This window comes from Arthrobacter sp. SPT-J7 (genome assembly GCF_059089965.1).
Map to the genome: position 1 here is coordinate 1 of NZ_JBNHFF010000010.1, position 15905 is coordinate 15905.

Annotated in this window: 15 protein-coding genes; 2 read left to right on the forward strand and 13 right to left on the reverse strand. The window is 67.0% G+C overall.

All coding sequences use genetic code 11. The features are described from left to right. Nucleotides 1-279 (forward strand): hypothetical protein (locus tag AC5RWX_RS15100; protein ID WP_494097593.1); only part of this gene is annotated, 279 nt, incomplete at its 5' end. Nucleotides 280-499: 220 nt separating this feature from the next. On the opposite strand, the gene tyrS is transcribed toward AC5RWX_RS15100, so the two are convergent. The 12 genes from tyrS to argC all read right to left on the reverse strand — a co-directional run bounded on the left by tyrS (nucleotide 500) and on the right by argC (nucleotide 13911). Continuing rightward, nucleotides 500-1807 carry a tyrosine--tRNA ligase gene (gene tyrS, locus AC5RWX_RS15105; protein WP_493939800.1) on the reverse strand — a complete coding sequence of 436 codons (1308 nt, stop codon included), beginning with the start codon at nucleotides 1805-1807 and terminating at the stop codon, nucleotides 500-502. 13 nt (nucleotides 1808-1820) lie between these two features. Continuing rightward, nucleotides 1821-4079, reverse strand: coding sequence for a HelD family protein (locus AC5RWX_RS15110; RefSeq protein WP_494097594.1), 2259 nt, complete (start codon nucleotides 4077-4079; stop codon nucleotides 1821-1823). Nucleotides 4080-4203: 124 nt separating this feature from the next. Next, nucleotides 4204-4743, reverse strand: coding sequence for an adenine phosphoribosyltransferase (locus tag AC5RWX_RS15115; RefSeq protein ID WP_493939798.1), 540 nt, complete (start codon nucleotides 4741-4743; stop codon nucleotides 4204-4206). Nucleotides 4744-4752: 9 nt separating this feature from the next. After that, the gene (locus tag AC5RWX_RS15120; RefSeq protein ID WP_493939797.1) at nucleotides 4753-5382 is read right to left on the reverse strand and encodes a DNA-3-methyladenine glycosylase; all 630 of its coding nucleotides are present in this window, start codon (nucleotides 5380-5382) and stop codon (nucleotides 4753-4755) included. Then, nucleotides 5382-6371 carry an SRPBCC domain-containing protein gene (locus AC5RWX_RS15125; RefSeq protein ID WP_493939796.1) on the reverse strand — a complete coding sequence of 330 codons (990 nt, stop codon included), beginning with the start codon at nucleotides 6369-6371 and terminating at the stop codon, nucleotides 5382-5384. Before AC5RWX_RS15125 ends, AC5RWX_RS15120 begins: the two co-directional genes overlap by 1 nt. A gap of 103 nt (nucleotides 6372-6474) precedes the next feature. Then, the gene (gene argH, locus AC5RWX_RS15130; RefSeq protein WP_493944224.1) at nucleotides 6475-7926 is read right to left on the reverse strand and encodes an argininosuccinate lyase; all 1452 of its coding nucleotides are present in this window, start codon (nucleotides 7924-7926) and stop codon (nucleotides 6475-6477) included. A gap of 119 nt (nucleotides 7927-8045) precedes the next feature. Beyond that, on the reverse strand, nucleotides 8046-8561 hold the full coding sequence (locus AC5RWX_RS15135; RefSeq protein ID WP_493939794.1) for an arginine repressor: 516 nt from the start codon (nucleotides 8559-8561) through the stop codon (nucleotides 8046-8048). Between the two features lie 13 nt (nucleotides 8562-8574). Further along, nucleotides 8575-9534, reverse strand: coding sequence for an ornithine carbamoyltransferase (argF, locus tag AC5RWX_RS15140; protein ID WP_493939793.1), 960 nt, complete (start codon nucleotides 9532-9534; stop codon nucleotides 8575-8577). After that, the gene (locus tag AC5RWX_RS15145; protein ID WP_493939792.1) at nucleotides 9531-10817 is read right to left on the reverse strand and encodes an acetylornithine transaminase; all 1287 of its coding nucleotides are present in this window, start codon (nucleotides 10815-10817) and stop codon (nucleotides 9531-9533) included. Before AC5RWX_RS15145 ends, argF begins: the two co-directional genes overlap by 4 nt. Beyond that, complete coding sequence (gene argB, locus AC5RWX_RS15150) at nucleotides 10814-11725, reverse strand: acetylglutamate kinase (protein WP_493939791.1); 912 nt, start codon at nucleotides 11723-11725, stop codon at nucleotides 10814-10816. Before argB ends, AC5RWX_RS15145 begins: the two co-directional genes overlap by 4 nt. Nucleotides 11726-11731: 6 nt before the next feature. After that, a complete protein-coding gene (gene argJ, locus AC5RWX_RS15155) occupies nucleotides 11732-12883 on the reverse strand; it encodes a bifunctional glutamate N-acetyltransferase/amino-acid acetyltransferase ArgJ (RefSeq protein ID WP_493939790.1) in 1152 nt (383 codons plus the stop codon). Then, on the reverse strand, nucleotides 12880-13911 hold the full coding sequence (argC, locus tag AC5RWX_RS15160) for an N-acetyl-gamma-glutamyl-phosphate reductase (protein WP_493939789.1): 1032 nt from the start codon (nucleotides 13909-13911) through the stop codon (nucleotides 12880-12882). The genes argJ and argC overlap by 4 nt, the downstream gene beginning before the upstream one ends. Nucleotides 13912-14127: 216 nt before the next feature. On the opposite strand from argC, the gene AC5RWX_RS15165 reads away from it, so the two are divergent. Next, nucleotides 14128-15093, forward strand: coding sequence for a quinone oxidoreductase family protein (locus AC5RWX_RS15165; protein ID WP_493939788.1), 966 nt, complete (start codon nucleotides 14128-14130; stop codon nucleotides 15091-15093). Nucleotides 15094-15191: 98 nt separating this feature from the next. Here the strand turns inward: AC5RWX_RS15165 and AC5RWX_RS15170 are convergent, their stop codons facing one another. After that, nucleotides 15192-15902, reverse strand: a complete 711-nt coding sequence (locus tag AC5RWX_RS15170; protein ID WP_493939787.1) for a 4'-phosphopantetheinyl transferase family protein — start codon at nucleotides 15900-15902, stop codon at nucleotides 15192-15194. Nucleotides 15903-15905 lie beyond the last annotated feature (3 nt).

Genomic DNA, 15905 nt, shown 5'->3' on the forward strand with positions numbered 1-15905 from the left:
ACACACCACAGGGGCGGCACGCCACGGCACTTTCAACCAATAAATAATTGGTATCAACAAACTTGGCACACTATTGAGTTCTCAAACAACAGGAGCAAACGAATACTTCTTCAAAAGAATTTCATTGAAATTCGCTTTGTTTTTCTTCGCTGCGATGTTTCTACTTTATTTCATCCTTTTTCTTTCTGTCAAATCGGCGTTTCCGCTTCATTTACTTCAGAAAAAGCATGGTCCCAGCGAAAAGCTCCAGCTAATTTGCCTGCGCACTTGGGCGCATGACCTACCGCTGCCGTTTTCTCGAAGGGGTTTTGTCGCGTTCCGGCCGGCTGTTCACAACCAGCGGCGGCGACTCAGAAAACAATACACGGCGCCCGCATGGCCCGCAAATCGCTGGCGGGTGATGCCCGCCACCGATGCGAAAGGGCCCGTCGTCGTCCTCCTAAATGGAGGAAAACGGCGAGCCCTTCGAGGAGCGGCCGGTTAGGCGGCAGCGGCTTGGTCAGCCAGAAACTTCGACCATGGCGAGCGTGCGCTTACCGCGGCGCATCAAAAGGTACTTGCCATGCAGCAACTGATCAGTTCCAACGACGGTGTCCGGATCTGTGATTTTACGGTTGTTCACGTAGGCACCGCCCTCTGCCACGGTCCGCCGGGCCGCGGAATTGCTGGCGGCGAGACCGGACTGGACCAACAACTCGATGATTCCGGTAGTTTCCGGGCCGGCAACCGCACTGGGCAGTTCAGCCGTGGCGGCGACCAGGGTCGACTCGTCCAACTCGGCCAGCTCTCCCTGGCCAAACAAGGCCTGGGAGGCAGCGATCACCTTGTCGGTCGCCTCGGTTCCGTGCACGATCGACGTCACCTCGTAGGCTAACGTCCGCTGGGCTTCACGGGTATGCGGCCGTTCAGCCACGGCTCGCTCGAGTTCTTCGATTTCCTCCCGCGAGCGGAAGGTGAAGACCTTGAGCCGCTGGACAACGTCGGCGTCGGCCGTGTTCAGCCAGAACTGGTACATGGCGTAGGGGCTGCACATATCCGCGTCCAGCCAGATGGCGTTGCCCTCGCTCTTACCGAACTTGGTTCCATCCGAGTTGGTGATCAAAGGCGTGCCGATCGCGTGGACAGCGCTGCCCTCCACCTTGCGGATCAGTTCAATGCCGCTGGTCAGGTTGCCCCACTGATCCGATCCGCCGGTCTGCAGGATGCAGCCGTACTGCCGGAACAGCTCAAGGTAGTCCATGCCCTGCAGGATCTGGTAGCTGAATTCCGCGTAGCTGATGCCCTCGTCGGAATTCAGCCTGGAGGCGACAATGTCCTTCTTGACCATGGTGCCGACGCGGTAGTGCTTTCCGATATCGCGCAGGAAATCCAGCACGCTCATCGGCTCGGTCCAGTCCAAGTTATTGACCATGCGCGCGGCGTTATCGCCCTCGAAGTCGAGGAAGCGCTGGACCTGGCCCTTCAGCCGGTCGACCCACTCGGCGACGGTTTCCTTGGTGTTCATGGTGCGCTCGGCGGTCGGCCTGGGGTCGCCGACCAGCCCGGTGGAGCCGCCCACGAGTCCCAACGGCTTGTGCCCGGCCAGCTGCAGCCGGCGCATGGTGAGCAACTGGACCAGATTGCCCAGGTGCAGGCTCGGCGCCGTCGGGTCAAAACCGCAGTAATACGTCACCGGGTCCCCCGCCAGCAGTTTCTCCAGTTCAGCCTCATCGGTTGAAACGTGGACAAGTCCGCGCCACTTCAGTTCCTGCCAGATGTTGGCGAAACAAGGATCGTTGCGTTGGGAAGCAAGAAACGTATCATTCACGGATTCCAAAATATCAGCCTTCAATTCCCTCGGGGACCTCGCCCTCGGCCAGCAGCCGCAGCCGTTGGGTCGGACGGGTCATGGCCACGTAAAGGTCGCCGACGCGGCCGCCGGTGCGGTGCAGCAGTTCGCCGGGTTCGAGCACCACCACGGCGTCGAATTCGAGGCCCTTGGCCTCCTGCGGGCCAAGCACACTGATGTCCTGTTCCAGGCCGCCCGCGCCGCCTCCGACCCGTTGGGCGTAGACCGCGGCCAGCGCGCTCCGGACCTCAGGCAGTCGGTGGTCGGCGGCGATAACCGCCAGCAGGCCGCCGCTGGCAGCGTCGAGTTCCTCGGGCATGATGTCCAGCAGATGTTCGATCATGCGGCCGGCGGGCACCCGGTCCACAATGGGCTGCCAGCGCCCATCGCGCACGGCTTTCGGGGCCGAGACGACCTGGCCGGCGGCGTTCGCCATCCGGACCGCCGCCTGCGCGATCTGCGAGGGCGTGCGGTAGTTCACGGTCAGTTCTTCAAGCTGCCAGCGTGTGCCCGCGAACGGCTCGAGTGCCTGCTGCCAGGATTCCGCGCCGGCAGCGGAACTGGTTTGCGCGATGTCGCCGACGACAGTAAACGACTTGAGCGGGCAGCGGCGCATCAGCAGGCGCCACTGCATGGCGGACAACTCCTGCGCCTCGTCGACGACGATGTGTCCAAAGGCCCAGGTGCGGTCTCCGGCGGCACGCTCGGCGGCGGTGAGGCGGTTTTGCTGCGTTTGGTTGTAGCCCGCCAGATCCTCGGCACTGACCAAACCGTTGATGCCGATGTCGCGCAGCGTCTGGTCGACGTTGCGCAGTGACTGCTCGGCGTTGGCGATGTCGCGGGCACGGTCGGCGTCCTGCTGGGCCTTGTCGCGTCCGGCCGAGGCATCCATCTCGCCGAGCAGCTCGGCGGCTTCGTCGAGCAGCGGCACATCGGATTCGGTCCACGGCGCGTCCGCTGAGCGCAACAGCATGTCGCGTTCCGCAGCGGTCAGCTCCGGGGCGGCCGCCTCAAGATGGGCCGGCTTGCTGAGCAATTCCCCGATCAGCTTTTCCGGAGTCAACGGCATCCAGGCCAGGTTGAGTGCTATCCGGACATCGCGCGACGTCCGTACGTCTTCCGCCAGATAGGCGCGGTCCGCGTTGTTACCCGGTCCGGAGGACGCTTCCAGGGCTTCGCGCAGCTGGTCGGTCAGCTCGCGCAGCAGGATCTTTACGAAGGTCACCCGGGCGGCGTTGTGCGGTTTGCCGGTGGCCCGAGCGCGGTCGCGCGCCCGTGCTACTTGGCGAGGCGTCAGGGTCAAGATGGTGCCCTCGACGTTGAGCTTGCGCGGTTCCGCTGGCAGCCGCTGGCGGTTCGCTACCGCATTGGCCACGACGTCGGCCATGGACAAACGGCCCTTGATCTCGGCCACGGCAGGGGTGGTTTCGGGCACCGTCCGGATTCCGGGCATGAGCCCACCAAGCGTTGACATCACGACGCCGGTTTCACCCAGCGACGGCAGCACCCGCTCGATGTACTTCATAAAGGAGTTGGACGGTCCCACCAGCAGCACGCCGGCAGACTTCAGCCGCTCGCGGTGCGAGTACAGCAGGTACGCCGCGCGGTGCAGGGCCACGGCGGTCTTGCCCGTTCCGGGACCGCCCTGCACCACCAGGATGCCAGGCATCGCAGCCCTGATGATGCGGTCCTGTTCGGCCTGGATCGTTCCGACGATGTCGGACATGGCACCGGTGCGCTTGGAGTTGAGGGCCGCCAGCAGCGCGCCTTCGCCCTGCAGCGACGCGCCGTCGGCAAGCATGGTCGAATCGAGCACGTCGTCTTCGATGCCCTTGACCTGGTGCCCCTGCAGGATCAGATGCCGGCGCCGCCGGACGCCCAGCCGTTCAAAAGCGGTGGCCTGGTAGAACGCTCCGGCTTCGGGCGCACGCCAGTCCACCATCAGCTGCTGCAGGTCGGCGGTGCTGAGTCCGATCCGTCCGATGTAGCGCCGGTCGCCGTCGTCCAGATCTAAGCGGCCGAACACCAGGCGGTCATCGACGGCATTAAGCTGGGCCAGCCGGTCCTCGTACATGGTGGCGAAGGCATCACGTTCGGAAATGTTCTGCATGCTGCCCACGGCGCCGCTGCTGCGGACACGGGACAGCTGCTCCTGTTTCTCGGCGCGCAGTTCTTCCAACCGGCGATACAAGCCGGCCACGTAGGAACGCTCGTGTTCAAGCTCGGCGTGGGCCGAAGGCGATTCTGGCATGTGTGTTATCCCTCCCCAAAATGCAGACCGTCCATTCTACTACCGCCACGCTGGATTTCCCTGAGAGCAGAACGACGGCGGGCGGATACCCCGCCTGTCAGCTCGCCGCGGGCGGTGCGATCGGCTACTCGCGCACCAGCGAACGGATCCGGTGTCCCGCCAAAGCGGACCTGCCCCGCAGTGCCGAGAGCTCGAGGACCACGCCGAACCCTGCCACTTGGACCCCGGCCCGTTCAAACAGGCGGCAGGCGGCACTGAGGGTCCCGCCGGTTGCCAGCACGTCGTCCAGGATCAGCACCCGCGATCCAGGGAGCAGGTCGTCCGCATGGATTTCCAGAGTGGCCGTGCCGTATTCCAGCGCGTAGTCCTCGGAGATGGTCTTCCGGGGTAACTTGCCCTTCTTGCGCACCGTGATGACGCCCGTGCCGGAGGCATAAGCTGCGGCGGCCGAAAGCAGGAAGCCGCGGGCCTCCACTCCCGCCACGGCGTCGAACTGGCCTTGAAACGGGTCAATCAACGCGTGCACCACCGCATGCAGCGCTTCCCCGTCGGCGAATACAGGAGTCAGGTCGCGGAAGACGATGCCGGGCTGCGGATAATCCCGGACCGTCTCCGAAAGACGGTTGACCAAGGTTTCAACTGATTCGCGAGGGCGTTCATTCACCCGTCCACCCTACCCGCTGCCGGCACGGCGCCGCGGTTTCGCGGCCCGGTAGGGCGAGACCGTCGGGTCGCCTTCCAGCCAGAAGCGCCACGGGTAAGCGTCGGTGCCGCCGTCGCCGCTGACGCCCACCCGCGGCCCGGTTCGCACATGCTGGTGCGACGCCTGCACCGCCGGCCGGGTCAGAACCAATTCCCCGGTTGCGAGGGCACGGCCGTTGTCTCCGAGCTCCAGCCCCAGGGCCACGGCCAGCCGGGCCGGCCCCCGAGCCAATTCGGCATCCCGCTTGGCCGAGGTCCGCCGGCTGCGGGCCAGCTCCAGGCCTTCGGTGACTTCGCCCGCGCGGAGCAAGGCACCTGTGGCCTGGCCTTCATGGCCGCACACGATGTTCACACAGTGGTGCATCCCGTAGGTGAAGTAGACATAAATATGTCCCGGCGGGCCAAACATCACCTTGTTGCGGTTGGTCAGGCCGCGGAAGGCGTGCGATCCCGGATCGTGCTCCCCCATGTAGGCCTCCACCTCGGTCAGGCGCACGGCAACGGTCCCTTCCGGCGTCGTGTGCGCCAACCGGGCATTGAGCAGCCCCGGAGCCACCTCAACGGCAGGCCTGCCCAGCCAGCGCAGCAGAGCTGCATCCACTAGGCGGATTGGAGGCGCTGGTAGAAGCGGGTCAGGGCTTCGCGCCGGTGCGCCGAGTCATGTACCCGCCCACCGCCGAGCACGGTGGCCAGCGCGTCCAGTCGCATGTGCCAGTTGGCCATCAGGGCGCCCGCCAAAATTTCCCGGCCCAGATTATGGACCAAGGTCAGGCGGGTCTTGCCGTCCTCCGGTTCCAGCATCCAGTGCACGGTGCCGGTGCCCTCCGGAGCGGTCCAGGTGTAGTCCAGCCTGCTGCCCGCGAGCACATACTCCACGTCTCCGCTGACGGTCCGCCCTGGCAGATTGAATTTGACGGCGCCGCCGGCCTGCAGTTCCACCCGGCCGGGGCCGAGCCAGGCCTCGAGCAGTTCCGGCTCGGTCAGGGCAGCCCAGACCCGGTCCCGGTCTGCGTCGAGCAAGCGCTCGAAGCGCAGGCAGGTATGCCCGGAATCGCTTTCCACCGTGCCCATCGAGTGCGAAAGCTGGAACTGGCGGGAATACGCTTCGCGCAGCGGGGTCCACCGGTCGGTCTCCCAATCCGGCCGGCGCCCGGCGGCGACCTCGGCCAGCGCGTCCAGGATGGTCTGCCAGCCGGCGCTGCCTTCGGTCAGGAACTCAGGCCCCTCGGCGCGCGACCTGAACTGGAGCAGAGTTCCGCCATCGCTTTCCAGAACCCGCCATTCAATCACCGATTCCTGGCCGAGCTCGTCCTCCCAGCTGATCTGCAGGCTGAGCGGCGGGTTCAGCTGCAACACCGTGCCGCTGGAGATGCCCCCGCCCAGAAGCAGCTCGTAGGTGCGGCCGAGCTCCCAGTCGGCGTCCAGCGTGCCGAGCCATTTGGCGACGTTGTCCTTCTCCGCCAGGAGGCTCCAGATATAGCTGTGCGGGTAGTCGAGTTGGCGGTCGAAGGCCAACACGTAGTCCCCGTCCACCCGCTCGATCCGGCCCTCCGGAACCAGTTTTTCCTCGTCCTGGCTCAGCGTCGACATGCTCGCTCCCTCGGCTTAGTGGCTACACCCCCATCGCTTCACAAACTACCGCAGAGACATTTGCTACCGGACGGTAACTTATTCCGGCGGCGGTGCGCGAAGGCTATCGGGGGCTGTTGCCGACGTACTCCCGCGCGCTGTCCAGCCCGGCCTGGAGCGCCTCGATTTGGGCCGCCACGGCACTGGGTGCGGTGCCGCCCTGCGAACTGCGGCTGGCCAGCGACCCTTCCACGGTCAGCACCTCGCGCACCTGCGGGGTCAGCTGCGGCGAAATGGCAGCAAACTCCTCGTCCGTCAGGTCCCAGAGTTCGACGCCGCGGCTCTCGGCCTGTTTGACCGCGGCACCGGAGAGCTCATGCGCCTCGCGGAACGGCACGCCCTGCCGGACCAGCCATTCGGCAATATCGGTGGCCAGGGCAAAGCCCTGCGGAGCCAACGCTTCCAGCCGAGCGGTATTGAAGACGAGTGTCTCGATCATGCCGGCGACGGCGGGCAGCAGCAGCTCCAGGGTGTCTGCGGCGTCGAAGACAGGCTCCTTGTCCTCCTGCAGATCCCGGTTGTAGGCCAGCGGCAGGCCCTTGAGCGTGGCCAACAGACCGGTCAGGTCGCCGATCAGCCGGCCCGCCTTGCCGCGGGCCAACTCGGCGACGTCCGGGTTCTTCTTCTGCGGCATGATGGACGAGCCCGTGGAGTAGGCGTCGTCCAGCGTCACAAAAGAGAACTCCTTGGTGGCCCAGAGGATGACTTCCTCGGAGATCCGCGACAGGTCCACGCCGATCATGGCCGCGACCCAGCTGAATTCGGCGAAAACATCGCGCGAGGCGGTCCCGTCGATCGAGTTCCAGGCAGCGGAATCGAAGCCGAGGTCGGCGGCGACGGCGTTCGGGTCCAACCCCAGCGAGGAGCCGGCCAGCGCGCCGGAGCCGTACGGCGAGACGGCGGCCCGCTTGTCCCAGTCGGCCAGGCGCTGCACGTCGCGCAGCAGTGCCCAGGCGTGGGCCAGCAGGTGATGCGACAGCAGCACCGGCTGGGCGTGCTGCAGGTGGGTGCGGCCGGGCATGGCAACGTCCGGATGCCGGCGGGCCTGCGCGAGCAGCGCGTCGATGGTTGCCAGCACTCCGCGGGCAATGATCCGTGCGTGGTCGCGCAGGTACATCCGGCCCAGGGTGGCGATCTGGTCGTTTCGCGAACGCCCGGCGCGGAGCTTGCCCCCCAGTGAGGCGCCGGCGCGTTCGATCAGTCCGCGCTCAAGCGAGCCGTGGACGTCTTCGTCCGACTCGGCCGCCACGTAGGCGCCGGAACGAACGTCGTCGTCGAGTTGGTCCAAGGCAGCGAGCATGCCCTCAAGTTCGGCGTCGTCCAGCAATCCCGCCTTGTGCAGCACCTTGGCATGGGCGCGTGAACCGGCGATGTCGTAATGCGCCAGCCGCCAGTCAAAGTGCGTCGACTTGCTCAGCGCGGCCAGCGCGTCGGCCGGGCCCCCGGCAAAACGGCCGCCCCAGAGGGCGCCTTTGTTGGTGTGCCCGGCTGCGCTGGTGTTCAGTTCCTGCGTCACGTCGTCTTCCCTTTCCGCCAGGTCGCCCTGGTGACGGTTCCGCGCGCTGCCATGCCGGCCGGCGGAGATGGCTTGCCGCCGTGGCGGTAAGCCGTTGCTTGCGTTTTAGGTTATTGCGTTCAGGCGTTGCGGGACGAGTCGTCGGCGAACTGCAGGAACCGTGCCGCGAGGGCGGCACCTCCCGCCGGATCGCGCGTCACCAGCAGCACCGTGTCGTCTCCCGCGATGGTGCCCAGCACCGACGGCATGACCGAATGATCGATGGCCAGCGCCAGGAAGTTGGCCGCCCCCGGCGGTGTGCGCAGCACCACCAGGTTGGCAGAGGCTTCGGCCGTCACCAGCAAATCAGCGCAGAGCCGTGCCAGCCGGGCGTCCAGAATCTCTTGGGTGACACCGCTCTGCGGCGCTCGTTCTCCGCCCTCGCTGGGCACCGCGTAGATCAAGCCGCCGTCCTGGCCGCGCACCCGCACCGCGCCCAGTTCCACCAAGTCGCGCGAGAGCGTGGCCTGGGTGACCTGCACCCCTTCCTCACCCAAGCGGGCCGCCAGCTCTGCCTGCGAGCGCACCGACTCGCCGGTGAGGATTGCGGTGATCTTGGCCTGGCGGGCGGTCTTGGTGGCCGGCATCGTGTTCATGGCTTGTCCGCCCTCAGGCGCTGGCCAACGGTGCCAGCGACGACTTGTCCATCAGCCATGCCATCAGCGCCTTCTGTGCGTGCAACCTGTTCTCCGCTTCGTCCCACACCACCGACTGAGGGCCGTCGATGACTTCGGCTGCTATCTCGTAGCCGCGGTAGGCCGGCAGGCAATGCAGCACGACGGCGTCGCCGGCAGCCAACTCCAGGGAGGCTTTGTTGACCGCATAATCCTTGAACAGCTCCAGCCGCTGCGCCTTCTCGTCTTCCTGCCCCATCGAGACCCAGGTGTCTGTGGCGATCACATCGGCCCCGGCCAGCGCCTCTGCCGGATCCGTGGTGACCAGCACGGAGCCGCCGGTTTCGGCAGCCCTGGCTTCGGCTTCGGCCACCACGGCATCTGCCGGGAGGTAGCCTTCCGGTCCGCCGATCCGCACATGCATGCCCGCCGTCGCACCGGCGAGCAGGTACGAGTTGGCCATGTTGTTGGCGGCATCGCCCAGATAGGCCATGGTGAGCCCGGCCAGCGTGCCCTTGTGCTCCTGGACCGTCATCAGGTCCGCCAGCAGTTGGCAGGGGTGGTAGTCGTCGGAGAGCGAGTTGATCACGGGCACCCGGGAAACCGCCGCCATCTCCTCCAGCCCGGAGTGGGCATACGTCCGCCAGACCACCGTGGAGACCATCCGCTCCATCACCTTGATGGTGTCGGATACGGATTCTTTGTGGCCCAGCTGGGATTCACCCGGGTTGATGATGAGCGGGACACCGCCCAAGTCCGAGATCCCGCTGGCGAAGGACACCCGGGTGCGGGTCGAGGTCTTGTCGAAGATGACGGCCACGGTCTTCCGGCCGGCACCGTCGCCGGCGAACGGCTGATACCGGTACGGGAACTGTTTCATTTCCGCGGCCAACTGCAGCACCTCGGCTTGCTCGGCCGGGCTGAGGTCGGTGTCCTTGAGGAAGTGGCGGGTCATGAGGCGTCCTTGCTGGTGGCGGCGGTGCGGGCGGCCGCGGTGGTCAGGATGTCCGGCAGCGCGGCGGTGAACCGTGCGGCCTGCTCGGCGGTGAGGATCAGCGGCGGGGCCAGCCGCAGCGTGTGCGGGCCCGGGCTGTTGATGATGAAACCGGCGTCCAGTGCGGCCTCGACGGCGGCAGCGGCAATGTCGGCGTCCAGGTCGAACCCGATCAGCAGGCCTTCGCCGCGGACCTCCACAACGTGCTCGACGCCGGCCAGTTGCTCGCGCAGCTTTGCGCCGAGCGATGCGGCGTGGTCCAGCAGCCCGCGCGACTCGATCGCGTGGAGGGTGGCCAGCCCGGCCGCGGTGGCCACCGGGTTGCCGCCGAACGTGGTGCCGTGCTGGCCTGCGGTAAGGAGGCTTGAGGTTTCCGCACCGAAAGTCAGCAGTGCGCCGACCGGAAGTCCGCTGCCCAGGCCCTTGGCCAGCGTGATGGCGTCCGGAACGATCCGCTCGCCGCCGGCCACCGCGCCCTGGAAGGCGAACCAGTTGCCGGTCCGGCCGACGCCGGACTGCACCTCGTCCAGGATCAGCAGCGCACCGGCAGCCGTGGTGGCTTCCCGGGCGGCCTTCAGATACCCCTCCGGCAGCGGCCGGACGCCCACCTCGCCCTGGATCGGTTCCAGCACGACGGCGGCCACCGTCTCATCGACGGCGGCGCGCAGTGCGTCCTCATCACCGAAGGGAAGGTGGACCACGCCGCCCGGCATCGGCTCGAACGGTTCGCGGTAGGCCTGCTTGGCCGTCAGCGCCAAGGCACCCATGGTGCGGCCGTGGAAGGCGCCGTCCAGGGCAATGATCTTGGTCCGCGTCGGACTGGAGTTGCGCCGGGCCAGCTTGAACGCCGCTTCGTTGGCTTCGGTGCCGGAGTTGGCGAAAAACACTTTGGAGCCGGCAGGAGCGCCGGCCAGTTCCAGCAACCGCTCGGCGAGCGCTATCTGTGCCGGACTGGTGAAGAAGTTCGAGACGTGGCCGAGGGTGGACAACTGGTCGGCCACGATCCCGGTCAGGAACTCGTCGGCGTGGCCCAGCGCGTTCACCGCGATTCCGCCGAGCAGGTCCAGGTATTCGCTGCCGTCGGCATCCCAGACGGTGCAGCCCTTGCCGCGCACCAGCACGCGCTGCGGGGTCCCGAAGACACCCATCAGAGATTCGCGGTACTTCTCCAGCAACTGTTTGCTGTCCAGGCCCTCCAGGCCGGCCAGGCCGGCCGCGGTGGACACTGCATGGGCCGTGTTCATGATTCGTCTCCGTCCGGGACAATCTGGGTGCCGATGCCGGCAGCAGTAAAAATTTCCAGCAGGATGGAGTGCGGCATCCTGCCGTCGACGACGGCGGCCCGCTCCACTCCCCCGTCAACCGCCTTCAGGCAGGCTTCCATCTTGGGAATCATGCCGGATTCCAGCCCGGGCAGCAGCCTGCGCAGTTCCCCGGCCGTCAGCGACGATATCAACGACGACTTGTCCGGCCAGTTCGCGTACAGCCCCTCGACGTCGGTGAGGATGACCAGCCGCGAGGCGTGCAGGGCATCAGCGACCGCAGCGGCCGCGGTATCTGCATTGACGTTGAGCACCTGGTTGGTGCCCTCGCCGTCGCCGCCGATTTCGGGCGCCACGGTGGAGATCACCGGGATCCGACCGGCGTCGAGCAGATCCAGGATGGCGGAAGGATTGACGCCGACCACCTCGCCCACCAGGCCCAGATCAACCTCCTCGCCGTCCACCACCGTGCCGGTGCGCACCGCCTGCAGCAGCCCGCCGTCTTCCCCGGAAAGTCCCACCGCGTACGGCCCGTGCGAATTGATCAGGCCCACCAGTTCCCGGCCCACCTGTCCGGTGAGCACCATGCGCACCACGTCCATGGCTTCCGGAGTGGTGACCCGCAATCCGCCCTTGAATTCCGATTCGATGCCGAGCCGGGACAGCATGGCATTGATCTGCGGTCCGCCGCCGTGGACCACCACCGGCTTGATGCCGGCGTGGTGGAGGAAGACGATGTCCTCGGCGAAGGCCTGCCGCAGCTCGTCGTTGACCATGGCGTTGCCGCCGTACTTGATCACCATGGTGGTACCGGCAAACCGCTGGATCCACGGCAGCGCCTCGATCAGCGTGGCTGCCTTGTCTTGCGCCATCAGCATTGTGTTCTTCATCGGTCCTCAGCTGGAGTAGGCGGAGTTCTCATGCACGTACTCGTGCGTGAGGTCGTTGGTCCAGATGGTTGCGCTCTCGCCGCCGGCCTGCAGGTCGATCACCACGGTCACGTCGCGGCCGCTCAGGTCAACCAGGTCGCGGGACTCGCCCACCCCGCCGTTGCGGCACACCTGCACACCGTTCATGCTGACGTTCAGCTGGTCCGGTTCGAAGACGGCATCGGTCGTACCCACCGCGGAGAGCACCCGGCCCCAGTTCGGGTCGTTACCGAAGATGGCCGTCTTGAACAAGTTGGAGCGGGCCACCGTTCGGCTGACCGCTTCCGCATCCCGCTCGGAGGCGGCGTTGATCGTGGTAACGGCGATGTCGTGGCTGGCACCCTCGGCATCGGTGATCAGCTGCCGGGCCAGGTCGGCACACACCCCGGTCAACGCAGCCGTGAAGTCTTCCGTCCGCGGAACCACGCCGGAGGCCCCCGAAGAGAGCAGCACCACGGTGTCGTTGGTGGACATGCAGCCGTCCGAGTCGGTCCGGTCAAAGGTCACACGCGTTGCCTCGCGCAGTGCGGCCTGCAGCTCCGCCGGTGCCAGTTCGGCATCGGTGGTGATGACCACCAGCATGGTGGCCAGGCCCGGGGCCAACATGCCGGCGCCCTTGGCCATCCCGCCGATGCTGTAGCCGCCGCCGGCGAACACCGCCTGCTTCGACACAGTATCGGTGGTCATGATCGCCACGGCCGCGTCGGCACCGCCGTCGTCGGACAAAGCGGCTGCAGCCGCTTCGACGCCGGGCAGCAGCTTGTCCATCGGCAACTGCTCGCCGATCAGTCCGGTGGAGCAGACCACTACGTCGCCTGCGGAGATGCCGAGCAGGGCGGCGGTTTTCTCGGCGGTGGCGTGGGTGTTCTGGAAGCCCTCGGCGCCGGTGCAGGCATTCGCACCGCCGGAATTGAGCACGACGGCGTCGGCGCGGCCATCGCTGATCACTTGCCGCGACCAGTGCACCGGAGCGGCAGCCACACGGTTCGAGGTGAAGACGGCAGCCGCCGCCTGCAGCGGTCCGTCGTTGACCACCAGGGCGACGTCCGGCTTGCCGGAGGCTTTCAGGCCGGCGGTGGCAGCGGCTGCCCGGAATCCTTTGGCTGCGGTAACACTCACGGTGCAATCCCCTGCTGGGTCAGGCCGGCGGTCTCGTCGAGACCGAGGGCAATGTTCATGGACTGGATGGCGCCGCCGGCTGTTCCCTTGGTGAGGTTGTCGATGGCGCAGGTGGCGACAACGCGGCCGGCGTGCTCGTCGAAGGCCAACTGCAGGACGGCATGATTGCTGCCCTGCACGGACTTGGTGTGCGGCCACTGGCCCTCGGGCAGCAGATGCACGAACGGCTCATCGGCGTAGGCGGACGCCCAGGCTGCGCGTAATTGTCCGGCGTCCGTGCCCGGCTTGACCCGTGCGGTGGCGGTGGTCAGGATGCCGCGGCTCATCGGCGCCAGGGTCGGCGTGAAGGAGAGGGTGACCGTTTCGCCGGCGGCTGCGGACAGCCCCTGTTCGATTTCCGGGGTGTGCCGGTGCCCGCCGCCGACGCCGTAGGGGCTCATGCCTCCCATGACCTCCGAGCCAATCAGGTTGACCTTGGCGGATTTGCCCGCGCCGGAGGTGCCGGAGGCAGCAACGATCACCACATCTTCGGGCTCCAGCAGACCGGCGGCAAAACCGGGCGTGAGCGCCAGCAGCGAACTGGTGGGATAGCAACCCGGGACAGCGATCCGGCGGGCGCCCTGCAGCTTTTCCCGGTGGCCGGGCAGTTCCGGCAGCCCGTAGGGCCAGCTGCCCGCGTGGGCCGAGCCATAGAACTTCTCCCAGGCCAGCGGATCGACCAGCCGGTGGTCCGCGCCGGCGTCCACCACCAGCGTGTCCGCCGGCAGTGCCGCCGCAATCTCCGCGCTGGCACCGTGCGGGAGGGCCAGGAACACCACGTCGTGCCCGGACAGGTTCTCCACGGTGGTGTCGACCAAGACCTGGTCCGCCAGCGAATGCAGGTGCGGCTGCAGTGCGCCCAACCGCGAGCCCGCATTGCTGTGCGCGGTGATCGCCCCGATCGAGACGTCGGGATGGCCGGCCAGCAAGCGGAGGACCTCGCCGCCGGCGTAACCGCTGGCACCGGACACTGCAACCTTAATCGTCATGGCGACCAGCATACAGCAAAAGTATTCACAACATAGGATAATTATGCAGCGTTCGTGGTGGTGGACGCCGGCTGACAACTGGCACCCTTGGTGCTGACCGCGGCGGGCGCCTGGCCGAGCGGGGCCGGCAAGCGCCTACGATGGAATCAAAGCCGACTGGTCCGCGACCAGTCTAGCTGCCGCAACGACTCCCTCAGAGTGTTAAGGAGACCTGACATGGCCAAGGCAATCGTGGCTGCCGCTCCCGGCGGGCCGGAGGTACTGCAACTGCAGGACGTCGACGTTCCGCAACCGGGCCCGGGCGAACTGCTGGTGAAGGTGGCCGCCGCCGGTGTGAACTTCGTAGAGACCTATGAGCGCAGCGGCGTCTACAACGTCCCGTTTCCCTACACGCCCGGCTCCGAGGCCGCGGGGACGGTGGAGGCTGTCGGCGCCGGCGTCGAGGAGTTCACCGCAGGAGACCGCGTCGCCTTCGCCGAAGGCGACCGCACCTACGCCGAGTACACCGTTGTCTCCGCCGAGGCCGCGCTCCCGGTACCCGAGGGCGTAGACGATGATGTGGCGGCCGCCATCCCGCTGCAGGGTATGACCGCGCATTACCTGGTCAACTCCAGCTTCAGGGTCCAGCCTGGCCAGACGGTACTCACCCATGCGGGTGCCGGCGGCGTAGGCCTGATCCTGACTCAGTTGCTCAAAGCCAAGGGCGCCCGGGTAATCACCACGGTGTCCACGGATGAAAAGGAAGAACTGGCCCGCAGCGCGGGGGCGGATGACGTTCTGCGCTACGACGGATTTGACCGGCACGTGCGGGAACTGACCGGCGGCACCGGCGTGGACGTGGTCTACGACGGCGTCGGCAAGGACACGTTCGACGGCTCGCTGGCCAGCCTGCGCACCCGCGGCATGCTGGTGCTCTTCGGCGGCGCGTCGGGCCAGGTGCCGCCGTTCGATCTGCAGCGGCTCAACCAGGGCGGGTCGTTGTTTGTCACCCGCCCCAAGCTGAACGACCATCTGCTGACGCCACAGGAACGGCGCTGGCGCTCCAGCGAATTGTTCGACGCCGTGCTGTCCGGCCAGCTGAAGCTGCGGGTGGGCCGCAAATACCCGTTGGCCGAAGCAGCGCAGGCACACGAAGACCTGCAGGCCCGCCGCACCACCGGCAAGCTGCTGCTGGTTCCGTAAGGGCGGCCGTCCCTGCCCGGCTGCGCGTCGCCCCGCACTGACCGGCGTGCCGCCGGTGGCGGGGCAGTCGGCCGGGCAGTTGCTGTCGCTCTGGCTGTTCAGCCGTCGACTACCGCGATGTCCCGGTAGGTGATCTTCGGGGCGGCCGAGCCACCAACCGCCAGTGCCGCCGCCAGTCCCGGCGGCACCGCCCCGCCGGCGTCCGTCAGGGCAAGGTCCAACAGTTGCAGGCCTGGGCGGTCCCCAGCTTCGCCGGGCCAGCTGGACAGCCGGGGTTCGCCGTCGGCGCCAGCGACGCCGATCGTGTCCGGTGCCAGCCGCAGCCCGTGGCCGGTGGACTTCAGCACGGCTTCTTTCCTGGTCCACAGTTGCGCCCTCAACCGGCGCGGATCAACAGCCTGCTCCACCAGCGGCCGCTCGGAAGCGGTGAGCATGACGGCGTCAATGTTGTCCTCGGGGCGGAAAGCGTCGTCGCCCGCGTCTTCGATGTCGACCCCGAGCAGCACGGGGCGGAAGGACAGCGCGGCCAGCAGCCACCGCCCGGAGCGGGCGTAGCTGAGGCGGGCGGCCGCCGGCCCACCGTCCAGCAGCAGCTGCGGCTGGCCATGCCGGCCATCGTTGCCCCGCTGGCAATTGCGGCAGTCAAACGACAACCGCATCCGGTCGGCGTCAACGTTCAGTTCCTGCGCCGCCAGCAGGCGGACGGCTTCACGGGTGCGCGTGCGGATGCTGGGACGCCGGTCCGGCTCGCCGGCAGCCGCGAAACCGTCCTGCAGCTGCACCAACTGCAGTATCACCTGGGCCTTCATGCG

Bases quoted from the DNA above. Each gene is read 5' to 3' on its own strand.
- AC5RWX_RS15145 (WP_493939792.1), bottom strand. From the start codon at position 10,817: ATGAACACGGCCCATGCAGTGTCCACCGCGGCCGGCCTGGCCGGCCTG.
- argB (WP_493939791.1), bottom strand. From the start codon at position 11,725: ATGAAGAACACAATGCTGATGGCGCAAGACAAGGCAGCCACGCTGATC.
- AC5RWX_RS15165 (WP_493939788.1), top strand. From the start codon at position 14,128: ATGGCCAAGGCAATCGTGGCTGCCGCTCCCGGCGGGCCGGAGGTACTG.
- AC5RWX_RS15135 (WP_493939794.1), bottom strand. From the start codon at position 8,561: ATGAACACGATGCCGGCCACCAAGACCGCCCGCCAGGCCAAGATCACC.
- AC5RWX_RS15110 (WP_494097594.1), bottom strand. From the start codon at position 4,079: ATGCCAGAATCGCCTTCGGCCCACGCCGAGCTTGAACACGAGCGTTCC.
- argC (WP_493939789.1), bottom strand. From the start codon at position 13,911: ATGACGATTAAGGTTGCAGTGTCCGGTGCCAGCGGTTACGCCGGCGGC.
- AC5RWX_RS15125 (WP_493939796.1), bottom strand. From the start codon at position 6,371: ATGTCGACGCTGAGCCAGGACGAGGAAAAACTGGTTCCGGAGGGCCGG.
- argF (WP_493939793.1), bottom strand. From the start codon at position 9,534: ATGACCCGCCACTTCCTCAAGGACACCGACCTCAGCCCGGCCGAGCAA.
- AC5RWX_RS15170 (WP_493939787.1), bottom strand. From the start codon at position 15,902: ATGAAGGCCCAGGTGATACTGCAGTTGGTGCAGCTGCAGGACGGTTTC.